Genomic DNA, 22357 nt, shown 5'->3' on the forward strand with positions numbered 1-22357 from the left:
GAAGTCCGTGTGTCCAGTTTTGGAGGGGCGCAATATAGAATTTTCGGTTCTTATGGATTTATTGCGTTGAAGCCTTACTGATGCTGCCGCGCAGCACCAGTTCTGTGTCGAGGATGACGTTTTCGCTGCCTGTGGCGGCGCTCAGCAGGCGGACGGCTTCCGTGCCCTTGCGTTCGTGGGGCTGGCGGATCGTGCTCAGATCCTCGCGTGCGGCTTCGGGGATGTCGTCGAAGCCGAAGATCGACACATCCTGCGGGATGTTCAGGCCTAGGCCGCGGATGGTCTGCATGGCGCCGATGGCCACGCGGTCACTCATCGCGAGAATGGCGGTCGGGCACTGGGCGCGGTTGAGGAGATGGCGGACGCCTTCGGCCCCCATCTCCTCGGAATTGATCGGAATTTCCCAGGTCGGAACGTCTTCGGGAGCGATCCCGGCTTCCTGCAACGCGCGTACATAGCCTTCAAGGCGCATGGCGATGGTGCTGTGGGCGATATTGGCCCGGCGTTTGGCAGTCAGCGGGCCGAAATAGCCGTCATGGGCCGTCTTGAGTGACAGGATGCCGAAATGCCGGTGCCCGAGATCGAGAAGCGTCTTGGCCGCGCGGTAGGCGGAGCCGCGATCGTCGATTCCGACATAGGGTACGCCGTTGAGGCGGGGCTGATCCACCACCACAAGGGGGACATTGCGCTGCTGGGCCATCATGACGCAGCGGCTGTCGGGGGCGACGGAATAGAGGATGTAACCGTCCACGGCGGCGTTGCCGAGCGAGACGGGGGCCGTGCGGTTTCGCAGGTTGCTGCCCGCGGAAATCAGGGCGAGATCGGTTTCCAGCTCGTCGCAGGAGCGGGCGACGCCGTTGAGGACGCTGAGGATCGCGGGATCGGTGAAGGCATAGGGCAGGTCCTCGCTGAAGAGGAAGCCCAGTGCGCCGGCGCGACCGGTGGCGAGCTGCTTGGCGGCCGGATCGGGGCCGGTATAGCCGAGCTCCTGAGCGGCAGCGAGGATCCTCTCGCGCAAAGCGGCCGAGAGCTGGCCTGGACGGATATAGGCGTTTGAGACTGTTGTATGGGAGACGCCGACCTGCGCTGCCACATCCTTGAGGGTTACTTTGCGGCGGTCATGCTGTCTGGTCATGGGTATGGTCTGTCCAGTAACGACACCAGACCCGTCATGCCAGATCCTGACGCTCGCAGTATGGTGTCAGTGCTCTTCGAAAAATCACTGGCAACACCATACCCATTCTGCCGGACAGAAACCAGTCACGGGCGCGGGAGGATTTACGAAAATTGAAAATTTCCTATTCGCCTTTGCCCACAGTCTCCCTCGGGTCTCTCCGCAAGTGGCCCGCACCGGTCAGTCCGGAGGTCAGCCCTGTTTCGGCTTTGGCGCGGGTGCTTTCTTGGCCTGTGGCACCGGGGTGAACATCGCACGGCATTTCGGAGAAAGCTGGTCGATCTTCTTTTTCATGCAGGCGGTGATCTTGGCTTCGTTGGGAATGGCCAGGGTACAAAGGCGGATGGCGTCGCCCTGGCAGGCCTGCTTCTGTTCTTCGCGGGTGGCAGCGCCTGCGGCCTGCGTCAGTGCAAATGTCAGGCCGGTCAGAGCGATGAAATAACGGATCATATTCTTTCTCCTTACCTACAGGTAAGCGTATGGGACTTTTTACGGTTTCAGTCCCGAATAACTTTATCGCAACTATAGTTCCCTTAATGTCTTCAATAAGGACCAGACAATTCCTGATTAAGGACTGTCAGGGGTGAAGAATACGGGCGAAACGCGCTGAGGCTGCTGGTCCGGGTGTGGTTTCAGGTGCGGGAGAGGGCAGTTCTGGCGGCAGTGCGCCGGGTTGCAGGCTCATCAGCAGGGCACGGGCGCGGCGGGCGTCCGGCGTGTCGGTCCAGCAGTAATGAATGGCGCGGGATTCGCGCTGGGATTCGATCAATCCGGCGCGTCTGAGCGCGCCCAGATGCTGGCTTAGCGTGGGTTGTCCGATGCCGGTCATGGTTTCGATCTCGCTGACGGCATGGGTGCTGTCGAGCAGGGCCGAGAGGATCATGAGGCGCTGGGGCTGGGCGAGAATGCGAAGCCATTCCGCCAGTTCGCGGCTTTTCTCAAGGGGAAGCAGGACGGTCATGAACGCTCCCGGACCATGGGCTGGAAGAACCATTTCGCACCGGCCTTTTCCACGGCGGCCTGTGTCTGGAGCGGCGGCGCGACGGTTCGCTGTCCCGGCTGCCAGCTTTCAGGTGTCAGCGCGCCAGCGCGGTCCACTTCCTGAAGCGCGCAGAGCAGGCGCAGCAGTTCGGGGACGGAGCGCCCGACCGTGGCCGGATAGTTCAGGATGGCGCGGATGGTGCCGGTGGGGTCGATCACGAAGACCGAGCGCACGGTGGCGCTGTCCTGTGCGGCGCAGTCCAGCATGCCATAGGCGCGGGCGACGGCGAGGGACGGGTCTTCGATGATGGGGAAGGGGATCTGGATCCCGAACTGCGTTTTGATGGCCTCGACCCAGGCGAGATGAGCCGGGAGGCTGTCTGCCGAGATGCCGAGCAGGGCGCAGTCCCGCTTCTGGAATTCGTCCGCGCTGCGGGCCAGGGCAATGAACTCGCTGGTGCAGACCGGTGTGAAGTCGGCCGGGTGGGCGAAAAGCAGCACCCAGTGTCCGCGAAGGGCGCTCATGATGAATTCGCCATGCGTGGTCCGGGCGCTGAAATCCGGAGCCCGATCGCCAATGCGCAGGAGCGGAAGAGGGGATTCAGCAGAAGAGGATACGTTCATGATCCGGTTCCAAAAGCATCAGGGCGCTTGACATGCAACACTTACAATATTAACTTAACAGTTAATGAAAGTGTCGTAAAGGCATTCCACAGCCAGAAGGTGAACGCCATGCATGATGCAGCAGTCCAGGCCGCAACCGCGCAGATCCGGCGAACCGAGGAAGGCACGGCGCCCGCTCCCGTTGTCTGTACGTTTTTCGACGAAGCCACGAATACCGCGAGCCACGTTGTCCATTGTCCCGTCACGAAGCGCGCAGCCGTCATCGACTCTGTGCTTGATTATGACGCGGCCGCCGGTCGCACGTCCCATGGATCGGCGCAGGCGATTGTCGATTACGTGGAGCGCGAAGGCCTGACCGTCGACTGGCAGCTTGAGACGCATGCCCATGCCGATCACCTCTCCGCCGCCCCCTGGCTGCAGGAAAAGATCGGCGGGAAGCTCGGGATCGGCGCGGATATCACGCGGGTTCAGGCGGTGTTCGGCAAGATCTTCAATGCCGGGACGCGGTTTGCGCGGGACGGATCGCAGTTCGATCATCTGTTCACCGACGGCGAGACGTTCCGGATCGGGGACCTCCCCGTCACGGTGCTGCATGTTCCAGGCCATACGCCGGCCGACATGGCCTTCGTGATCGGCAATGCGGCATTCGTGGGCGATACGATCTTCATGCCGGATTTCGGCACGGCGCGGGCGGATTTCCCGGGTGGTGATCCGCGCCAGCTTTTCCGCTCCATCCGCCGTCTGCTGTCGCTTCCGGCCGAGACGCGGCTGTTCCTGTGCCACGATTACAAGGCGCCCGGCCGGGATGAGTATGCGTGGCTGACGACTGTCGGGCATGAGCGGGATTACAACATCCATGTTCATGATGGCGTGAGCGAAGAGGAATTCGTGAAGATGCGGACGGAGCGCGATGCCACGCTGGCGATGCCGCGTCTGCTGATGCCGTCCGTGCAGGTCAATATGCGCGGGGGGCATCTGCCCGAGCCCGAAGCTGATGGCGTGAGCTACATCAAGATCCCTGTCAATCGCGTCTGACCTGGGCGCGCCTGTACCTTATTCCCCGAGATTTTAGCCGTTTCTGGAGTTCCCATGCCAACCCGTCATCTGACCGACAGCTACGCCGTTTCCCCCCAGATTGCCGTGCAGGATATTGCGGATTTGAAGGCGGAGGGTTTTCGCACGATCCTGTGTTTCCGTCCTGACGGAGAAGCCCCGGACCAGCCGGAAATGACGGTGATTGAAGAAGCTGCCAAAGAGGCTGGACTGGCATTCGCCGCAATTCCCGTGAAGGCTGGAACAGTGCCGGATGAGGCGCAGGTCGCGCAGACGCGGACGGCTCTGGCCACGCTTCCGGGCCCGGTTGTCGGTTATTGCCGTTCCGGGACCCGGGCGGCGCAGATCTGGGCTCTGGCCGAGGCAGGCAAGCGTCCGGCTGCGGAGATTTTCGCGGCGGCGGCCAAGGCCGGGGTGGATATCAGCGGTCTGCGGGGAAGGATAGAGAGTGTTGCGGCACCGTCCGCCGCTCCGCGCAAGGGGGCGGCGCATTTTCAGGTTCTGATCATTGGCGGCGGCGCGGGTGGCCTGTCGGTTGCCGGCAGCCTGCTCAAGCGCAACAGCCACCTGTCCATCGGTGTGGTCGAGCCGTCGAACGAGCATTTCTACCAGCCGGGCTGGACGCTTGTGGGCGGGGGCGTCTTTCAGGCGGCCCAGACGCGCCGCAAGGAAGCGGATGTCATGCCGAAAGATGTCGTCTGGGTGCGTCAGGCGGCGAAGCTGTTCCGGCCGGATGTGCGTGAGGTCGTTCTGGGGGACGGGTCTGTCGTCTCTTATGATGCGCTGATCGTGGCGACGGGCATCACGCTGAACTGGAATGCCATTCCGGGTCTGGTGGAGACGCTGGGCAAGAACGGTGTGACGTCGAATTACCGCTTCGACCTGGCGCCCTATACCTGGCAGCTCGTGCAGCAGCTCAAGAGCGGGACGGCGATCTTCACGCAGCCGCCCATGCCGATTAAATGTGCCGGTGCACCGCAGAAGGCCGTGTATCTGTCCTGTGACGCCTGGAAGCGCCGTGGCGTGCTGGACAGCATTTCGGTTGAGTTCGACACCGCCACGCCGGGGCTGTTTGGCGTGAAAGAATTTGTGCCGCCGCTGATGGAATACATCAAGCGTTATCACGTCGGGCTGCACACCGGATCGAAGCTTGTGGAAGTGGATGGTCCGAACCGGACCGCCGTGTTCGAGCGCAAGGTTGGGGACGGTGTGGAGCGGGTCGAGCGGAAGTTCGACATGCTGCATGTCGTGCCGCCGCAGAGCGCGCCGCAGGTGATCCGCGAGAGTGTGCTGGCAGGTTCGGACGGGTTCGTCGAGGTCAATCCGGCGACGTTGCAGCATGTGCGTTTTCCGGATGTGTTCGCCATTGGTGACGTGATCGGCACGTCTTCGGCCAAGACGGCTGCGGCGGTCCGTGTGCAGGCGCCTGTGGTGGCGACCAATGTGCTGGCATTCCTGAAGCATCAGGCTCCGGTTTCGGAATATGAGGGCTATGGCGCCTGTCCGCTGACGGTGGAAAACGGGCGGATCGTGCTGGCCGAGTTCCGTTATGGCGGCAAGCTGGCGCCGACGCTGCCGAAATGGCTGCTTAACGGGCAGAAGCCGACGCGGCTGGCCTGGTGGCTCAAGAAATATGTCATGCCGCTGATGTACTGGGACGGGATGCTCAAGGGGCGCGAACTCATGGTTGCGCCAAAGCCGTTGAACGCGAAGAAGGGCGACTGAACCGGTTGTGCAGATTGCGCTTGAACTGGCCTGCGGTGTCCTGATCGGGTTCACGCTGGGCTTGATCGGCGGTGGCGGCTCCATCCTTGCCGTTCCCCTGATGGTCTATGTGGTGGGGGTGAAAAATCCCCATGTCGCGATCGGGACGAGTGCGATGGCCGTGGCGGTCAACGCGCTGACCGGACTGGTCAGCCATGCCCGGGCGGGGACGGTCAAATGGAAATGCGCGGCCATTTTCGCGCCCTGCGGTGTGGTGGGTGCGCTCATCGGGGCGGCGTTCGGCAAGGCGGTGAACGGGCAGAAGCTGCTGCTCTGTTTTGCGCTGCTGATGGTCGTGGTGGGCGTCCTCATGTTGCGGGGACGGCGCAACAAGGGTGAGGCGGGGGCAGCGTGCAATCGCCAGAACATGCCGCGCGTCATGATGGCCGGGGCCGGGACGGGTGTGCTGTCCGGGTTTTTCGGGATTGGCGGCGGATTTCTGATCGTGCCCGCACTTATTGCCTGCACGCGGATGCCCATTCTCAATGCGGTGGGGACGTCGCTTGTGGCGGTGGCGGCGCTGGGAGCAAGTACGGCGCTGAGTTACATGCTTTCGGGTTATGTGGACTGGGTGATGGGTGCGCTGTTCGTGGCGGGGGGAATTGTGGGGAGTTTCCTTGGAACCCGGGCGGCGAAGCGTCTGTCGGGTTCCGGCGCGGCGCTGACGACCTTCTTTGCCTGCGTCATCTTCACGGTCGCGGCCTATATGATCTGGAAGAGCCTTGCGGCCCTTTAAGAGCGGTTAGTCGAGGCCGAAATTCGGGAAAATCGTGAAGCAGACCATCGAGAAATAGAACATCACCGCCAGCAGGATGTGACACATATAGAGCGGCGCGATCATGGCACCACGCCTGCGGAAGAAGGCCATCAGCACACCGAAGGCCGCGATGGCCACGGCAAGCGCCACATTCAGCATGAGGCGGCTGTCGCCATTGCTGATGGCGATGACCAGAAAGACCGAGCCCACAATAGCCGAGCCGACATGCACGGGCGTTAGGAAGCTGAAGGGGCGTTTGTACCGGGCCGCGAAAATGGCGAGCCAGACGCCCATGATCACCGTGAGAGTGAAGCACCCCGTCGAAGCGTACAGCATCTGTAATCCACCCTGTTCCTGATGTCCCTGCGCAGATTCTCGGAGCCGTGACCAGAATATTCGGAAGTCTCCGTGTTCTTCGGGTCTTGCAGAACACGTTGCTCCGACTGCGTATTTACTCCAGAACGGCCTTTTGGGCCAGACGTTCCCGGATGCAGGGCGCTTTCTCCCCTGGGCGGCGCAGAAAAATTGTACCACCCCCCGGTATTCTGATTTTCAAGGTTTCCTTTCTGTTTCGATATGACATACTGGTGACACGCAAGAGGCCGGGGAGGATACAAAGGGATGGATCTGGGAGCACGCCTGCGATTTGTGCGGACGGCACGGAACCTGTCCCAGCGCGAACTGGCCAAGCGGACCGGTGTGACCAATTCCACGATTTCCCTCATCGAATCAGGCGACATGAACCCGTCCGTTGGGACGCTCAAGCGTATTCTGGACGGCATTCCCGTCACGCTCGGGGAGTTTTTCAGCCTTGCTCCGGAGGGAGGGGAAAAGACCTTTTACCGGGCGGACGAACTGATGACGTTCGAGCAGGGTGGTGTGATCTTCCGTCAGGTGGGTGCCCCTCTGTTTGGCCGGAGCCTTCAGATCCTGCGCGAGACCTATGCGTCCGGTGCGGATACCGGGGCTGCGGTCTATGCCCATGAGGGTGAAGAGGGCGGGTTCGTCCTGCACGGGCAGGTGGAAATCACGGTGGGAGACAGGCGCGAGATCCTGGGCCCTGGGGATGCCTATCATTTCGACAGCCGCCAGCCACATCGCTTCCGCTGTCTCAGTTCCGAGGGCTGCGAGATCATCAGCGCCTGTACGCCGCCGACGTTCTAGGGCTTCCGTTCCAGGTTTCCCGCCGAATTTTTCGTACCTTACATAAGCCCCGCGTTCAAAAGAACGGGAGGGGCGTGCTTTCCTGCGGGCTGCGGCGTTGTGTCAGGGGACGATGCCTGTCCGTATTGTGGTCCAGGGCGGGCGTGCCCAGCGGAGAACCACGGACATGCCAGACCGTCCGTACCCAGAAAGGAATGCGATGTTTCGCGCGCTTATCGCCTCTTTTTGCAAGAGGCTGGGCGCGGGGGCCATGGTCTGCGTCCTGTTGCTGAACGGGCCGGCTGCGGCAGAGAGCGTGACGCGGACGCGGGACATCTGCCCGGTTCAGCGGGCGATGCTTCAGATCGAAACGAAGACGCTTGCGGCCGCCGTGGCGGAACTGGCCCGCAAGACGAAATGCCCCGTGCTGATGGATGAAGGGCTTCTGCGCGGCGGCAACAGCATTGCCGTCGCCGGAGTTTATACGCCGCGCGAGGCTCTGATCCGGCTTCTGGGTAATGCCGAACTGGATGTGATCGAGACGGTTCAGGGGCTGGCCGTCATGCCGCTGAGCTATCGGGCCGCGCATCGCATGGATCATGCTGAACGGATGTAGTTCAGGACGGCGCGGTCAGCGGTGCCCTTTCCAGATGCGGCGTTGCAGCAGGAAGGTCAGGAGCGCCATCAGGGCGAGATAGGCGAGAACATAGACGCCGATCCGTCTGCGTTCGGCTTGATGGGGATGGGCAATCCCGTCGAGAAAGGCCGAGACGTCGCCGGCCATCTGTGCGGAGGTCGCAGGCGTGCCGTCGGGATAGGTCAGCATGCCGTCCTGAAGGGGCGGGGGCATGCCGATATGCTTCCATTTCAGGGCGGTGTTGTAATAGCGCCCTTCGTCGAGCGTCACGCCCGCAGGGGTGGGGGCATAAGAGAGCAGGATCTGCCGGATTTCTTCGGCGCCCCCGGGCAGCGTCAGGGCCAGCCGGGAGAGATCGGGCGGGAGCAGTCCGTGATTGGCGAGGCGCCCCATAGCCTCGTTGGGGTAAGGCGACAGGATGGGATCGGTGGCTGTGGCGGGGCGGGTTTTCGGATCGCCATTATCGTCCGTGCCGTTGGGCATCTGCTGGTCGGCGGCCCATTTGCGGATCTCATCCGGCGAGAGGCCGAGGCTGCCCATATCGCCATAAGTGACGTGTTCCATGCCATGGCAGGCGCTGCAGACCTGCTGGAAAACCATCCGGCCGCGCTGGGCGGGCGTGCTCGCACAGGCAGGTAGGGTTGTCAGGCTGGCGGCGAGTATGAGGTTCCGGGTCCAGCGCGTCATGACGACATCTCCCGTTCGGAAGTCAGCGGCATGACGAGCAGGAAATGGATGAACCACCAGGCCATCGCCACGCGGCTGACGAGCAGCCATGCCGGGGTGGGCGCGTGCATTCCGGCAATGCCGAGCAGAATGAAGGCCGCGAAGGCGAGGGGCAGCGACAGGCGCACCATCGGTCGCCGTGTTGCGGGGCGGATGGGGGAACGGTCCAGCCAGGGGAGCACGAACAGGACGGCGAGGCTCCCCGAGGCGAGGAGAAGACCACCGAGGCGTGAGGGTACTGCACGGAGGATCGCGTAGAACGGGGCGAAATACCATTCCGGCCGGATGTCGCGCGGTGTGACGAGCGGGTTGGCCTGAACGTAGTTGTCGGCCAGCGTCAGCAGGTCGGGCAGGAAAAAGACCAGCCCGGCATAGACCATCAGGAACAGGCAGAGCGCGAAGCCGTCCCGGCTGGTGTAATAGGGGTGGAACGGCAGGGTCTGGCTCGGGCTGACGGGGTCAATGCCCGAAGGATTGTTCGATTTCACGACATGCAGCGCCGCGATATGCAGGGCGATGACGCCGAGGATCGCAAAGGCCATCGTGAAATGCAGCACGAAAAGCCGATGCAGCGCCACGTTTCCCAAAGTGTCCCCGCCCAGCAGGAGTTCGGACAGCGGCTGTCCGATCAGGGGAATGGCATGGACGGCGTTCAGGATCACCGTGGCCCCCCAGTAGGACATCTGCCCCCAGGGCAGGACGTAACCGGCAAAGGCCGTGACCATCACCATCAGCATCAGGCCAAGCCCGGTCAGCCAGAGCAGTTCGCGCGGGGCCTTGTAGGAGCCGTACCACAGGCTGCGTCCGATATGGATGTAAAGGCAGGCGAACAGCATGGTCACGCCGCCCATATGCAGGCTGCGAATGAACCAGCCGGAAGGGATCTGCCGGTCGATGGCCTCGACGCTGGCAAAGGCCTGGGTGATGTCGGGCGTGTAGTTGATCGCGAGGAACAGGCCGCTGGCGATCATGAAGGCCATCGTGACGATCAGGAATGCGCCAAAGCTCCACAGGGCGTTGAGATTGCGGGGCATCGGGAAGGCAACGTACTGGCGGCGCAGCAGGCTCATGACCGGCAAGCGGCGTTCGAGCCAGCCAGGCGGATCTGTGTCGGGCGTTTTCAGGGGCGAAGTCATGCGGGCCGGTCTTCAGATCTGCTGGATGTCGGACATGCTGAAGCCCGGATCACCCGCGCTGTGGCCGATGCGGAGTTTCGTGTCGGAAAGGAACGTCACGGGCGGGACCGGCAGATTGCAGGGCGCGGGCGCGCGGCGTGCGACACGCCCCGCAGCGTCGAAGTGTGATCCGTGGCAGGGGCAGAAATATCCCCCCTTTGCTTCGGGCGTGGAGCCGGGTTTTTCGAAAGAGGGCACGCAGCCAAGATGGGTGCAGACCCCGATCAGCACGCCATACTCCGGGCGGACTGAACGGTGCCAGTTCGTCGCGTCCTTTGGCTGCTGGAGGACTTTCGAGTCTGCGTCCCGCAGGGTGGCCAGATGGTCCGGAGCCTGAAGCGCGGCCAGCATCTGAGGTGTGCGGCGCTGGATGAAAACAGGCCAGTCCCGCCAGCGCACGGTCATGTCCTGCCCGGGCGCGAGAGACGACAGATCGACGTCCAGCAGCCGGTCGGAGAGGGAAGTTGCTGTCGGGTTTTTCAGGCTCTCGACAAAGGGGACGGCCAGAGCGCAGGCCCCCGCACAGCCGAGCACCACGGTCCCGGTGGCCAGCAGATCCCGCCGTCTGGTGCCGTCCGGGGACGGGGGTGTCTCGCTCTGGGTCATGCGGAACCTCTGCCGACTGCGCCGGACACCCGGCAGGAAAGATGTTGGCAGGATAGGCGTCTTTGCGCTTTCGAGAAAGGCGGCGGCGGTAGCTTTCGGGGCGTTTGGGAGTTAGTGTTTTTCTGAACTGATGTAACGACGCGCCCCTCGAAAGGACCCGGACATGACAACGAAATCCCGCTTCAGGATCATGCTTGCGGCTTTTCTGGGAATGACGCCGTTGCTGGTGTCCCTAGGCCTGGCGTCCAGGGCCATGGCGGCGGACGGAGCAGCGCTGTATCGGGGAAAATGCGCGATGTGTCATGGACCTGCGGGCGCGGGGCATCCGGGGACTTTTCCCCCGCTTGCGGGACGGGTCGGGCAGATTGCGGGCAATCCGGATGGGAAAGCGTATCTGGCGGCGGTGCTGGTGAACGGGCTGCATGGCCCGATCACGGTGGACGGACAGTCCTATAAGGGATTCATGCCCTCATTCAGGGCGCTGTCGGACGAGGATATCGCAGCCGTCCTAGCCTATGTCAGCACTCTGGGTAACAGCGCGGCGCCCGCGGGGATATCCGCCCAGGATGTGGCCTCCGTCAGGGCCGCGCCGATGGATGCGGCTACGGTTCAGGCGAAAAGGGCTGCCCTTCAGACGGCTCACGTGATCCCCTGACAAAAGGTGACATATTTTGTCACCAAACAAACGTAAATGCGTCTTGTAACGGCGGGTCCATATCTGACTAGCTGCGTTCATTCAGGATGATACCAGCCGGTGAAATGGCCAAAGAGGGGAACGACCATGTCACAGACCATAGTGCCGCATACTTTACCGCTAAAGAACGTCCATGTTCCCGTTCGGGACCGGACCGCCGCCCGGGCACCGGGCCGGCCGGTTAATCTGAGGCTCAAGGACAATATTCTTGCGGCGATCGCGCAGGTTCTGGTGGACGAGGGCTATCAGGGCCTCACTATCAGCCGTGTTGCCAAGGCCGCCGGGGTGTCGACCGCGACGGTTTATCGCCGCTGGCCGACGAAACAGGCCATGTTCTTCGATGCGATGCGTCTGTGGCGTGACGATCTGACCCCGCAGATCGATACGGGCAGCTTCGCCGGGGATGTGGATGAACTCATCGCGGCACGCATCCGGTTTCTGGCTACTCCTCTGGGCCGCACTTACGGAACCCTGCTGGGTGAGGCCGTGCATGATCCGGAATTCGGTCAGGTCCTGTGGGAGGTGAGCGTGGTGCCGGCGCGCGCGCAGATGACGCTTTTCCTTGAGCGCGCAAGCCAGCGCGGCGAAAAGGTTTTCTGCCAGCATCCCGACACGGTCCTGGACATGCTGCTCAGCACGATCCATTTCCGCGCCATGAATCTTCTGGGGCGTGAGCCCATGGATGCGGAGAGCACCCTGCAGGAAATCCGGTCTCTGGCACACAGCCTGATTTCCGGCTGATCGTTACGCCGATCAGAAGCCGTACGACACGCGGCCGCCGATGAAACGGGGCGGTCCGGGGATGTAGAAATAGGTTGTCGTCGCCATGCCGCCGCTTTCGAAAAAGCTGCGGTTGAGCAGGTTGGACGCATAAACCGTAGCTTCCCACTTCCCCGATGAGGGACGCAGGGTCGCATGGGCGCCGAGCAGGAAATAGGGCGGCAGGCGATAGAAGCCGGTGCCGCCGACCGCGATGGCCTGACTGCCGCGATACGACCAGTCCGGCCCGATATCGAAACCCAGCCCCGGCGTCAGCGCCTGCCGCCATTCGGCCTGACCGTTGAGGGTCAGCTTGGGCTGGCCGTTATCCACGCCCGCGAAATTGCTGTTCACGGCCTGCCAGACGCCCGTCTTGGCATAGGCGGCATTGGTCGCAGCACGATTGACGTTCAGGAAGTCCTGATAATTGCCGCGCTGCCAGCCGATATTCTGCGTCACGAAGACATGGCGCACCGGGTGCAGTTCGATCGTGCCCTCGAAGCCCCAGCTCTCGGATTTGGGGACGTTTGTGATTTCGCTCAGCGGACCATAATTCGGGATCAGCACCGTGCCCACGACCTGCTGGTTATGGAAGTCATTATAGAAAGCGGCCCCGTTGAGGCGCAGGACGTTGGGGATCGGATCGCTCTTGAAGCCGAGTTCGTAGGTCAACACCGTCTCGGGGCCGAACGGGTCGAGCTGGGCCTGGATCTGGGTGTTGTTGGCGCTGAAGCCGCCGGGTTTGAAGCCTTTGCTCATCTTGTAATAGACGAGGGTGCTTTTCGTGGCTTGCCATGAGACGCCGACCTGTCCGGCGAACTGGGCCGAAGCGGTGCTTTCACCCTGAAAGGTCGTTGTTTTGCCGCCGAAGATTTCCGACGTGAGGCCGGGCAGGCTGCGATCGTCGATTTCGTGTAGCAGGCCCGCGAACAACGTCACGTTATGGGGCAGGCGGTAGCTGATATGGCCGAATTCGGACGTGCTTTCCTGGTTCATGGAAAAGGACGTAGCCATCATGTAACCGCGGGCCGCATAGTCGGTGTAATCGAAGAAGAAGCGCTGTTTCATGCGGCTGCGCTGGTAGAACGCGCCGATCACCCATTGCAGGCGGCTGTCAGGATTGCTGGAGCTCAGGCGCAGTTCCTGCGTGAAGGCATTGGCGCTGATGGTGCGATAGGTGTCTGCTTCGGAGCGGGACGTGCCGTCCTGATCGGTATATTCGCCCTGCCGTTCGGTTTCGAAGGCGGAGATGGAGGTGAGTTTCGCGAACCCGAAATCATGGTCCATATGCAGGTCCCAGCCCCAGAACTGGTTGTGTTCGCTGGGCTTGAGACTTTCCGGGCGTCCGATCAGGTTGGCAAATTGCGGGCGGACGGACCATTCGGCCTGTGTCTGGCCAAGCCTGGGCAGGCCGGTCGTGCCGATCAGGCGGTAGACAGCCTGGCTTGTCACGACCTGGCTGTTGTCCTGCACGAAATGGCCGGAGAGCAGGATCGTGGTGCGGTTGTCATCCGAATGCCAGCGCAGCTTGCCGCGCAGGGCGTAGGAATCCGCGTCTCCGAGATGGGCGCCGTTCTGCGGATCGGTCTGCCAGCCGCCACCCTGCCGGATCTGTCCGGCAAGACGGAAATCCAGCCCTTTGGCGATCGGGCCTGAAATATAGGCCTCGCTGCGGCTGCGGGCGTAGGAAGCGATGTCCTGACTGGCGCCGTAATGCAGGGTGCTGGTCGGGTCGGCCGTGCGGAGGCGGACTTCGCCGCCCGTATCGGATTGCCCATGCGTGGTGCCAACCGGGCCCGGGGTAACGGTCGCGTCCGCCAGATCGAACATCAGGCCGCTCGACATGGTCGATAACGCGAAGGGCACGTCATCGAAATAGGTCATGACAGTGGGGATGTTGTTCATGGTGAAGTCGTTGAAGCCGACGCCACGCAGATAGAAATTGGTCGAGGCCGTGCCGTTGATGGACTGGATTGTCAGGTTGGGCGCCACGCGCTCCAGATCACGCAGGGTGACGACACCGCGCTGGATCAGGCGGTCTGCGGTCAGGCGCGTGTCGGCGTCCGGGCTGTGCTGGGCTGCTGCAAAGGCGAAGTCCGTCCGGCGCGCGGTGACGGCAATTGTCTCGGTGTCACGGGCCTGGATGGACTGCGGTGCGGTCTTGCGAGGTGCTGCCTTTGCGGTCGGATGATGGGCGCTGGCGTGAGGGGACGCTCCGGCCTTGCCTGCCAGAGGCTTCGCCTTCTCCGACGGGGCCGCAAGGGCGAGGGACGGGCCAAGGAAGCCGGCGCTGAGACTGGCGCTCAGGAGAAGGGCCTTGCGAAGCGTCATGGAAAGGGCGGTTCTCCTGAAGAGGGGGCTTTGCGAGGGGGTAGCCTGCCTGAAAAAGGACAGCAAAGCCCGAAAAAACACCGTGCTTATATTGTACTCATGCAACACAGCCAACGCTCTATGCACAATGGTGCACAGGGGCGCAGATTTTGCTTGAACTGTTATGATATAACATAATAAGCATTCCGCTCTGACAATCTTTCGTCTCTGCCGTATCCCCCTGTCCGGAGGCTTCATGCCGTCTATCGTGTCTGCCCGTTCCTTTCTTCTGCTTCTGGGCTGCACTACCGCCCTTGCGGATTCCGCGTTTGCCCAGTCGGTGACTCCGTCCGTAACGTCTTCCCAGGCAGCTGCGGCCACCGCTGAAACCCAGACGGACGATGAGGCCACGACCGCCCGCGCCAGCTTCGGTCATGCCGACGACCAGCATGGTACGACAACGACGGAGAGCAGTCGCACGGGCGAAGATGACATTACCGTCAACGCCCATCTCGAACGGGCCCGGGCGGCCCTTCAGCCTTCGACGGGCGCGACGACCTACAATTTCTCGCGGCAGGCCATCGAGACGAATCCCGGCGGCGACAATGCAGGTCTGAACACGCTGCTGCTGCAGGCCCCGGGTGTGGCGCAGGACAGCTACGGACAGATCCATATCCGTGGCGATCATAACGAAGTGCAGTTCCGTCTGGACGGTGTGGCGCTACCGGAAGGCATGAGCGTGTTCGGACAGACGCTCATGACGCGCTTTGCCCATTCCATGTCGCTGACGACCGGCGCGCTGCCCAGTGAGTACGGCTTCCTTCAGGCCGGTGTGATCGATATCAACACCAAGAATGGCTATTCGGACGCCGGTGGTGATGTCTCGATCTATGGCGGCGCGCGCGACTATTTCTTCCCGTCCGCGCAGTTTGGCGGCCATCATGGCAAGTGGGACTGGTTTGCGACGGGTGATTTCGTTCACAACCGTGTCGGCATCGAAAACACCACGCCGAGCTTCAACGCGATCCACGATCTAACGAACCAGTATCACTTTCTGGGTCATGCCCGTTACACGGTGGATGAGAACACGCGGATCAGCCTGACCGCCGGTGTGTCCAATGCGGAATACCAGCTTCCCAACAATCCGGGACAGCAGCGCCAGTTCGCCAATCCGTCCTTTGCCAATAGTGACCTGTCGCAGAAGCTCTATGGCAATGGCGACAGCTCGAGCCTGACCGAACATCAGAAGGAAATCACGGATTTCGGCATCCTGTCCCTGCAGAAGGACATGGGCAAGCTGAGCTTCCAGACCTCCGCCGTGCTGCGTTACAGCTCGCTGCGCTACTCGCCCGATCCGCTGGGCGATCTGGTCTATAACGGTATTGCCCAGCGTGCGGCACGTTCGGTCTTCTCGACGGGAACGCAGTCCGACGCCACGTGGCAGGCAGCCAAGGATCATACCGTCCGTTTTGGATATCAGATATATGTGGAACGAAACGTTTCCAAATCGGATTCGACGGTCTATCCGCAGACTGGCGAGGATGCTGACGGTAATGCGGTCTATTCCGATAATCCGCTGACCATCCATGACGGCACGGGCCGGACGGGCTGGATGTACGGACTCTATGCGCAGGACGAGTGGCGTCCACTGAAGAACCTGACGATCAATTATGGTCTTCGGTTTGACGGTGTGGATGAATATACTCACGCCAAGCAGGTCAGCCCGCGCCTGAACATTGTCTACAAGCCCTGGCACGGTGGCACGTTCCATGCGGGATATTCGCGTTACTTCACGCCGCCGCCGTTCGAACTCGTGGGTGGTACGTCGCTCAACAAGTTCGCCAATACGTCAGCGGCTCCTGGGACGTTCCTGAACAGCAACGTGAAGGCCGAGCGTGATCATTACTTCGACGCCGGCTTCTCACAGACGATCCTGCCGGGCTGGCATGCGTCCTTCGATGCGTATGTGAAGCTCGCCAAGAACATGATTGATGAAGGGCAGTTCGGCTCCCCGGTCATCCTGTCGGCGTTCAACTACCGTCGCGGGCAGGTCAATGGCTACGAGTTCGCCACTGACTACACCCGTGGCGCCTTCAGCGTGTACGGCAATTTCTCCTGGTCGCGCGCCATCGGCAAGGACATCGTCACGGCCCAGTGGAACTTTGATCCGGATGATCTGGCTTATACCGCCAAGCACTGGATCCATCTGGATCATGACCAGCGCTGGACCGCGTCTGCCGGGGCAAGTTACTCGTTCTTCCACAAAACCGGCCATCCGCTGCGCCTGTCCGCCACGATGGTCTATGGCAGCGGTCTGCGGGCCGATGGCGCGACGCCAAACGGGGATTCCGTGCCTCAGTATGCGACGTTCAACCTGTCGCTGGTCCAGTCCTTCAAGGATCTGTTCCAGGTGCCGTTCCTCAAGCGCACGCAGCTGCGTCTGGACGTGACCAACCTGTTCGACCGGACCTATCTGCTGCGTGACGGCAGCGGCATCGGTGTGGGTGCGCCGCAGTATGGTCTGCGCCGGACGATCCTCACCGGTATTGACCAGCGTTTCTGACGCTGGTTCCTGACGGGTCGGACGATCCGTCAGGCTGATCCGGTTACCGGGGGCAGAAGCGCCTGGTAACGGATCTTTTCAAGGGCGGCCGGGATATCCATGACCGGCACGGCCTCGCACAGAAAATCTCCCTGCACGAAATCGCATTCCATTCCCAGAAGCGCGCGGACCTGCGTGGCGTTTCCGATCCCCTCGGCCACGACCTTGCGCCCGAGGCTGTGGACGATATCGATCACACCCCTGATGATCGCGGCATCCGTTCCATGGCGTTCCAGACCGGCCACAAATGCCCGGTTGATCTTCACCGCATCGAACGTGATGGTCTTGAGATGCGTCAGGGACGCAAATCCCGTCCCGAAATCATCGAGGGAAATCTGGATCCCTTTCCGGTGAAGAGTGTCGAGTTCCTGTTCGATCTGCCTGTGGTGTGGGCGCGAGAAGATGTTCTCGGTGATTTCGAGAGCCAGGGAAGTGAGCGGGATATTCATTTCCTCGGCAAGGAGAGCGACTTTCCGGAAGAAATCGCTGCCCTCGAAATCGCAGGACGTGATGTTGATGGCGATGCGTTCGAAGCGGATGTTCTGCTCGCGAAGTTTGCGCATGTCCTGCATGACCTGCCGCGTGACGAAGGTGTTCAGGGCCAGTGTCAGTCTGGGGTCTTCGAAGACTTCGGGGAAATGCTGCGGTGAGAGGACGCGGTGCTGCGGATGGTCCCAGTGCAGGAGCGCCTCGAAGGAAATGTTGCCGGGCATGCTCAGGGAAAAGATGGGCTGGTAAAAGAGCGCGATGCTCTGGTCGCGCAGGCCGGTCTGGACGCGCCTGCGCAGGCGGGCGGCATGGTCCAGTTTCTCTTCCATGACGGGATGATATTCCCTGATACGGTTCCGACCGCTGGTTTTGGCGGCATAGAGCGCGAGATCGGCGCATTTAAGCAGGGCTTTTTCCCTCGCATCGATCAGCGGGACGCGCACATAGCCGATGCTGACGGTACAGGCATGGGTCATGGTGCGGTTGCGGAAGCTGAAGCGCATCTGCTCGAGAATTTCGAGAAGGATCTTCTCGAACAGCGCAGGGCAGTCGCCCGTCATGAGGATAGCAAATTCGTCACCACCGATACGGGCGATGAAACAGCTGTCGTTCTGGAAAGACTGGAGCTTCTCGGCGACCTTGCGCAGTAGCCGGTCTCCGGAATCGTGCCCGGACGTATCGTTGATCGTCTTGAACGTGTCGATGTCGAGCAGGGCCAGGCAGATATAGCCTGCGGTACTTAAGCGCAGGGTTTTGCGCAGGGTGTGGGAAAAGTGCAGGCGGTTGGAAATCTTGGTCAGGAAGTCCGTATTGACGGCGTGCTGGAGCTTCTGACGGCTGGATTTCAGGTGGTTTTCCGCCTGTTTGCGCGCCGTAATGTCAAAGCGGATGGCCACATAACTGGTGACCTTTCCGCTTTCCGAAATATGGGGAACGATGGTGGTGTCCACCCAGTAAAGGGAACCGTCGCGCCGGCGGTTGCAGATCTCGCCGTGCCAGACATGGCCTGAGGCGATCGTCCGGTACATCTGCCGGAAGAACTTCCGGTCATGCTGGCCCGAACGCAGCATCCGGTGGTCGTTGCCGATGAGCTCATCCCGTGTATAGCCGCTGATTTCCTCGAACCGGCTGTTGACGGAAAGAATGCGGCCGCGGGTGTCTGTAATGGCGACAATGGCGGAACAGTCCAAGGCATGAAGAACGAAATCGTCGCGGGGGCCCTGAGGCCAGTTCTTCACATAATCCAGGCTTCTCCTGAAATCATCCTCTTGCTTTTCCATCACCCAGGCTGGCTCTCTCGATAGGAGATCTGGGTAATATCATAGAATAATTAAACGTTCGTTAAAAGGTATCCGGCTTTTTTTAGGTACATTTCCAGATCTGTTGCAGAGTTTTTCTTCCTTCCTGCTGGCGATGTCAGTTTTATTTTGACATGTAGAAATAAGGTTTCTTCACCAGGCTGAGGGGACTGTCCTTTAAGAGCCCTTAATGACATGCGTTTTGAGTTATAATTCGGCCCATTGGCGCAACAGGTTGTGATAGGTCGATGTGAGGCCGAGGACAGCGGGATGACTGTCGGGAAGCATCTTGCGGGTTTCGATGATGGAGCGGTCGAATTCATAGAGGAGGGTACGCTTCGTGTCGTCGCGGACCATGGACTGGGACCAGAAGAACGAGGCCCAGCGGCTGCCGCGTGTGATGCGGTTGACGCTGTGCAGGCTGGTCGAGGGATAGAGCACCATGTCTCCGGCGGGGAGTTTCACGCTCTGGGTGCCGTAGGTGTCCTGGATGACGAGTTCGCCGCCATCATACTCGTCCGGACCGGTAAGGAAGAGCGTGGAGGAGACGTCCGTGCGGATGCGCATTCCTGCCTCGGGGATGGGGCGGATGGCGTTGTCCACATGGGCGTTGAAATGCATGCCGGTGTCGTAACGGTTGAAGAGGGGCGGGTAGACGCGCAGGGGGAGGGCGGCACTATTGAAGGTCGGGTTCCGGCCCAGGGCGCGCAGGACGATCTCGCCGAGTTCGCGGCATTCGGGGGAGTCCTGGGGGATCTGGAGGTTCAGTTTGGCTTTGGCGGACTGTTCCCCCGCGGTGACGCGACCGTCCGTCCACTCGGCGGCTTCAAGTTTTTCGCGGCAGTAGCGGACTTCTTCGGGGGACAGGACGTTCGGAATGTGAAGCAGCACGGGATTTGGCCTCCAGAGCAAGTATGGCGCGGTATTGTAAATGATAATTACTCTTATATTGACCTTCATAGAACTGATCTGCAGGTTGCGCAATTGGGAAATGGCACGGAGCCTTTTGTAAAAGACGTGATTATTCTTACGAAAAAAACATGAGTTGTCGTATTTCCTTGCATTGACAGGGCGGGGGCGAGAGGGAATTAAACGGATATGGCATTTCATTTCATTTCCGTTGCGCGGTGTCTGGGGCTGCGGCGTGTCCGTCTGGCGCGTGTCTTCGGAATCGTGGTGGTGGGATGGATCGCGGGGGTGGGGCAGACTTTCGCTGCAGGGGGAATGGTGGCTCCGCTATCTGTTCATGATGCAATCGCCGCTGCCTGGAAGATCGATCCCGTGCGTGCAGAGCTTGAGACCAATCAGGATTCCGCCGATGCGCGGGCGAAGGCGGCGCAGTCCTGGTTTGCGGGCGGGCCGACGCTGACGGGTGACTACTATGATGACCGCATCAGCGGCTCTAATCATGGCTACATCACCTGGCAGGGCGGGGTTTCGGTGCCGCTCTGGCTGCCGGGGCAGGGGACAGCGACCGAGAACGTGGCCAAGGCCGAGGCGAAAACGGCAACCGTTCGTCTTGATGTAGAGCGGATGTCGGTTGCGGTACGGGTCGTGGATGCGACGGGGGCCGCGATCATGGCCATGCGTCGGCAGACGGCGGCGCTGGCGACGGTGGCCGCATTGCGGCGGATCGAAGCGGATGTGCAGCGTGCCGGGCATGTCGGCGAAATCGCAGTGTCGGATCAGCAGGCCGTGGAGGCGCAGCTGGCGCAGGCCCGCAGCGAAGCCGACATGGCGGCCGAGGAAATCGAGACCACGGCGAGTCAGTTGCGGACGCTGACGGGGCTGCCGGGGGTGCCGGATATCACGCAGGCGGACGAGCACTGGCTGGCGCTGACGCGGGCCAATGATGCGCGCTGGGTCGAGGACATTGACCCCCGGGTGCGGGCGACGCATCAGGCGGTGATTGCGGCGCAGAACCAGATGAAGCTGGTGCGAAAGAGCTTCATGCCCAATCCGGAAATTGGCGTCGATGCGATCGATCAGGGGCAGTATCAGAGTCCCTGGGATACACAGGTAGGGGTTAATCTGCGGGTGCCGCTGCCCAGTGCGGTGACGAATACGCCGCAGGAATCCGCCGCCCGCGACCGGATGGCAGCGGCGACGCGACAGGAAATCGAGGCGCGGCGGGCCGTGCGCAACGAGATGGCGCAGGTGCGGGCGCATTTGGTTGCGGCGACGGGATCGCTGTCCAATTCGCGCGTTGAGGCGAGTTCCATGCTGCGCCGGGCGGACGGGATGGAGCGGTCCTGGCGGGTGGGTGAGACGCCGCTGATCGAGGCTTTGCGCGCCCGGATGGATGCATATCGGGCGCTGCTGGATCTGAACCGTGCGGAAATCGCCTGGCATGCGGCGATCATCCGGATGGGCATTGCGACGGGGACCATTCCATGAGCCGGTTTGTGCGTTTTCTGGTCTGTGGAGTGGCGCTGTGCGCGCTTGGGCGTGCGGTTGCGGCGGATGCGCCGGGCTGGATGCAGCCGCTGACGCTCGGGGTCGAGGCGCGGGAGGATGAGCATCTCCAGACCGCAGTGGTGCGGCAGGGGGCGCTGCATGACACGGTGTCGGCGCTGGCGCGGGTGAGCGCGGATCTGTCGCGGACGGTGGTGATCCGCACGAGCGGGGACGGGAAGGTCACGGCTGTGCGGGTGACGCCGGGGCAGACGGTGGTGCCCGGGCAGGCGCTTATTGATTACACGGATCATTCACTTCACGTGTTGCATCTTCAGTTGGAGCAGGACGAGGCAGCCCTGGCGTCTGCGAAGGCAACGCTGGGGGAGGCCGAGCTGGCATATCGGCGCGGGCAGTCGCTTGTGGGCAGCACGGTGTCCGCCGGGGAAGTCCGGCGGCGTCAGGCGGCGGTGCAGCAGGCGCGCAGTACGGTCGTGGCGCGGGAAGCGGATATCGGGCTGATCCAGCATCGTCTGACAGAGGAGTTCACCTCCGTGACGGAAAAGATCGTGCAGGACGAGGCGTCCACGCTGATTTCGCCGGTGCGGGGTGTGGTGCAGTCCATTCAGACTTCCGTGGCGTCGGATGTGACGCCGGGGCTGGCTGTGGCGACGGTCGTGGATCTGTCGGGAGTGTGGATTGTTGCGGATCTGCGGCCGGATGAGGTGTCGCGGCTGGTGCCCGGCGGTGTCGTGACGGTGCGGCCGTCGGGGAATGCGCGGGCCAAGCCGTTCCGGGCGAAGATCACGACGATTGATGGTGTGGCCGATCCGGTAACGGGGCTGGTGCGGGTGGTCTGTGTCGTGGACCAGCCGGTGGCGTTCCTGCGGCCGGGAATCATGCTGGATGCGGCGCTTGAAACCAGTGAGGCCGTGGACGGCATGATCGTGCCGTCGAGCGCGGTGCAGACGATCGAAGGGCATGACCTTGTCTATGTGCAGACGGCCGAGGGGCAGTATGCGCCGCGCGAGGTGCGGGTGCGGCTGGCGACGGATGAGAGTGTCGTTGTGCAGGGTAATCTGAAGGCCGGGGACCGTGTGGTGACGGAAGGCAGCTTTGCCCTGAAATCCATGTCGCTCGTCAGCGGGCTGGATACGGACTGACCGGGTTT

The 22357-nt window shown here is 61.8% G+C and carries 21 protein-coding genes; 10 read left to right on the forward strand and 11 right to left on the reverse strand.

Annotation, left to right across the window (positions count from 1 at the left end):
- Positions 1 to 58: 58 nt before the first annotated feature.
- The 4 genes from HKD31_RS01815 to HKD31_RS01830 form a co-directional block, all read right to left on the reverse strand.
- The gene (locus tag HKD31_RS01815) at positions 59 to 1135 is read right to left on the reverse strand and encodes a LacI family DNA-binding transcriptional regulator (protein WP_228120109.1); all 1077 of its coding nucleotides are present in this window, start codon (positions 1133 to 1135) and stop codon (positions 59 to 61) included.
- A gap of 231 nt (positions 1136 to 1366) precedes the next feature.
- Entirely contained in the window at positions 1367 to 1624 is a 258-nt protein-coding gene (locus tag HKD31_RS01820) for a hypothetical protein (protein WP_080691885.1), read from the reverse strand.
- Positions 1625 to 1751: 127 nt separating this feature from the next.
- A complete protein-coding gene (locus HKD31_RS01825) occupies positions 1752 to 2135 on the reverse strand; it encodes an ArsR/SmtB family transcription factor (protein WP_194263828.1) in 384 nt (127 codons plus the stop codon).
- Positions 2132 to 2779: a peroxiredoxin gene (locus HKD31_RS01830; RefSeq protein WP_194263827.1), complete on the reverse strand. Its 648-nt coding sequence runs from the start codon at positions 2777 to 2779 to the stop codon at positions 2132 to 2134. The genes HKD31_RS01825 and HKD31_RS01830 overlap by 4 nt, the downstream gene beginning before the upstream one ends.
- Positions 2780 to 2887: 108 nt before the next feature.
- Between HKD31_RS01830 and HKD31_RS01835 the strand changes: the two genes are divergently transcribed.
- The 3 genes from HKD31_RS01835 to HKD31_RS01845 are packed head-to-tail and all read left to right on the forward strand — an operon-like array spanning position 2888 to position 6332.
- The gene (locus tag HKD31_RS01835) at positions 2888 to 3814 is read left to right on the forward strand and encodes an MBL fold metallo-hydrolase (RefSeq protein WP_194263826.1); all 927 of its coding nucleotides are present in this window, start codon (positions 2888 to 2890) and stop codon (positions 3812 to 3814) included.
- Between the two features lie 54 nt (positions 3815 to 3868).
- On the forward strand, positions 3869 to 5557 hold the full coding sequence (locus HKD31_RS01840; protein ID WP_194263825.1) for a bifunctional protein tyrosine phosphatase family protein/NAD(P)/FAD-dependent oxidoreductase: 1689 nt from the start codon (positions 3869 to 3871) through the stop codon (positions 5555 to 5557).
- A 7-nt stretch (positions 5558 to 5564) separates the two neighbouring features.
- Entirely contained in the window at positions 5565 to 6332 is a 768-nt protein-coding gene (locus HKD31_RS01845; protein WP_194263824.1) for a TSUP family transporter, read from the forward strand.
- 6 nt (positions 6333 to 6338) lie between these two features.
- Here HKD31_RS01845 and HKD31_RS01850 read toward each other — a convergent pair whose 3' ends face one another.
- Positions 6339 to 6689: a hypothetical protein gene (locus HKD31_RS01850; protein ID WP_011252147.1), complete on the reverse strand. Its 351-nt coding sequence runs from the start codon at positions 6687 to 6689 to the stop codon at positions 6339 to 6341.
- Between the two features lie 285 nt (positions 6690 to 6974).
- Between HKD31_RS01850 and HKD31_RS01855 the strand changes: the two genes are divergently transcribed.
- Positions 6975 to 7517, forward strand: a complete 543-nt coding sequence (locus HKD31_RS01855) for a cupin domain-containing protein (RefSeq protein ID WP_062497733.1) — start codon at positions 6975 to 6977, stop codon at positions 7515 to 7517.
- Between the two features lie 199 nt (positions 7518 to 7716).
- Complete coding sequence (locus HKD31_RS01860) at positions 7717 to 8112, forward strand: STN domain-containing protein (RefSeq protein ID WP_194263823.1); 396 nt, start codon at positions 7717 to 7719, stop codon at positions 8110 to 8112.
- Between the two features lie 15 nt (positions 8113 to 8127).
- On the opposite strand, the gene HKD31_RS01865 is transcribed toward HKD31_RS01860, so the two are convergent.
- Genes HKD31_RS01865 through petA form a run of 3 tightly spaced genes read right to left on the reverse strand, consistent with a single transcriptional unit; the run spans position 8128 to position 10640 of the window.
- Entirely contained in the window at positions 8128 to 8820 is a 693-nt protein-coding gene (locus HKD31_RS01865) for a cytochrome c1 (RefSeq protein WP_194263822.1), read from the reverse strand.
- Positions 8817 to 9995: a cytochrome b gene (locus tag HKD31_RS01870; RefSeq protein ID WP_194263821.1), complete on the reverse strand. Its 1179-nt coding sequence runs from the start codon at positions 9993 to 9995 to the stop codon at positions 8817 to 8819. The genes HKD31_RS01865 and HKD31_RS01870 overlap by 4 nt, the downstream gene beginning before the upstream one ends.
- Positions 9996 to 10007: 12 nt before the next feature.
- On the reverse strand, positions 10008 to 10640 hold the full coding sequence (petA, locus tag HKD31_RS01875; RefSeq protein WP_194263820.1) for a ubiquinol-cytochrome c reductase iron-sulfur subunit: 633 nt from the start codon (positions 10638 to 10640) through the stop codon (positions 10008 to 10010).
- Between the two features lie 163 nt (positions 10641 to 10803).
- On the opposite strand from petA, the gene HKD31_RS01880 reads away from it, so the two are divergent.
- Positions 10804 to 11295 carry a c-type cytochrome gene (locus tag HKD31_RS01880; protein ID WP_228120110.1) on the forward strand — a complete coding sequence of 164 codons (492 nt, stop codon included), beginning with the start codon at positions 10804 to 10806 and terminating at the stop codon, positions 11293 to 11295.
- A 126-nt stretch (positions 11296 to 11421) separates the two neighbouring features.
- Complete coding sequence (locus HKD31_RS01885; RefSeq protein ID WP_194263819.1) at positions 11422 to 12075, forward strand: TetR/AcrR family transcriptional regulator; 654 nt, start codon at positions 11422 to 11424, stop codon at positions 12073 to 12075.
- A 12-nt stretch (positions 12076 to 12087) separates the two neighbouring features.
- Here HKD31_RS01885 and HKD31_RS01890 read toward each other — a convergent pair whose 3' ends face one another.
- Complete coding sequence (locus tag HKD31_RS01890) at positions 12088 to 14424, reverse strand: TonB-dependent receptor (RefSeq protein ID WP_194263818.1); 2337 nt, start codon at positions 14422 to 14424, stop codon at positions 12088 to 12090.
- A 235-nt stretch (positions 14425 to 14659) separates the two neighbouring features.
- Here HKD31_RS01890 and HKD31_RS01895 point away from each other — a divergent pair, with 235 nt between their 5' ends.
- Positions 14660 to 16966 (forward strand): TonB-dependent receptor, encoded by a 2307-nt coding sequence (locus HKD31_RS01895; protein ID WP_194263817.1) that lies wholly within the window; start codon positions 14660 to 14662, stop codon positions 16964 to 16966.
- 29 nt (positions 16967 to 16995) lie between these two features.
- On the opposite strand, the gene HKD31_RS01900 is transcribed toward HKD31_RS01895, so the two are convergent.
- On the reverse strand, positions 16996 to 18732 hold the full coding sequence (locus HKD31_RS01900; RefSeq protein WP_338085518.1) for a putative bifunctional diguanylate cyclase/phosphodiesterase: 1737 nt from the start codon (positions 18730 to 18732) through the stop codon (positions 16996 to 16998).
- 267 nt (positions 18733 to 18999) lie between these two features.
- The gene (locus HKD31_RS01905; RefSeq protein WP_194263816.1) at positions 19000 to 19683 is read right to left on the reverse strand and encodes a Fe2+-dependent dioxygenase; all 684 of its coding nucleotides are present in this window, start codon (positions 19681 to 19683) and stop codon (positions 19000 to 19002) included.
- Positions 19684 to 19890: 207 nt separating this feature from the next.
- Between HKD31_RS01905 and HKD31_RS01910 the strand changes: the two genes are divergently transcribed.
- Positions 19891 to 21189 (forward strand): TolC family protein, encoded by a 1299-nt coding sequence (locus HKD31_RS01910; protein WP_228120112.1) that lies wholly within the window; start codon positions 19891 to 19893, stop codon positions 21187 to 21189.
- Positions 21186 to 22349: an efflux RND transporter periplasmic adaptor subunit gene (locus HKD31_RS01915; protein WP_194263815.1), complete on the forward strand. Its 1164-nt coding sequence runs from the start codon at positions 21186 to 21188 to the stop codon at positions 22347 to 22349. Before HKD31_RS01910 ends, HKD31_RS01915 begins: the two co-directional genes overlap by 4 nt.
- Positions 22350 to 22357: the final 8 nt, after the last annotated feature.

This window comes from Gluconobacter potus (genome assembly GCF_015244705.1).
GTDB classification, from domain to species: domain Bacteria; phylum Pseudomonadota; class Alphaproteobacteria; order Acetobacterales; family Acetobacteraceae; genus Gluconobacter; species Gluconobacter potus.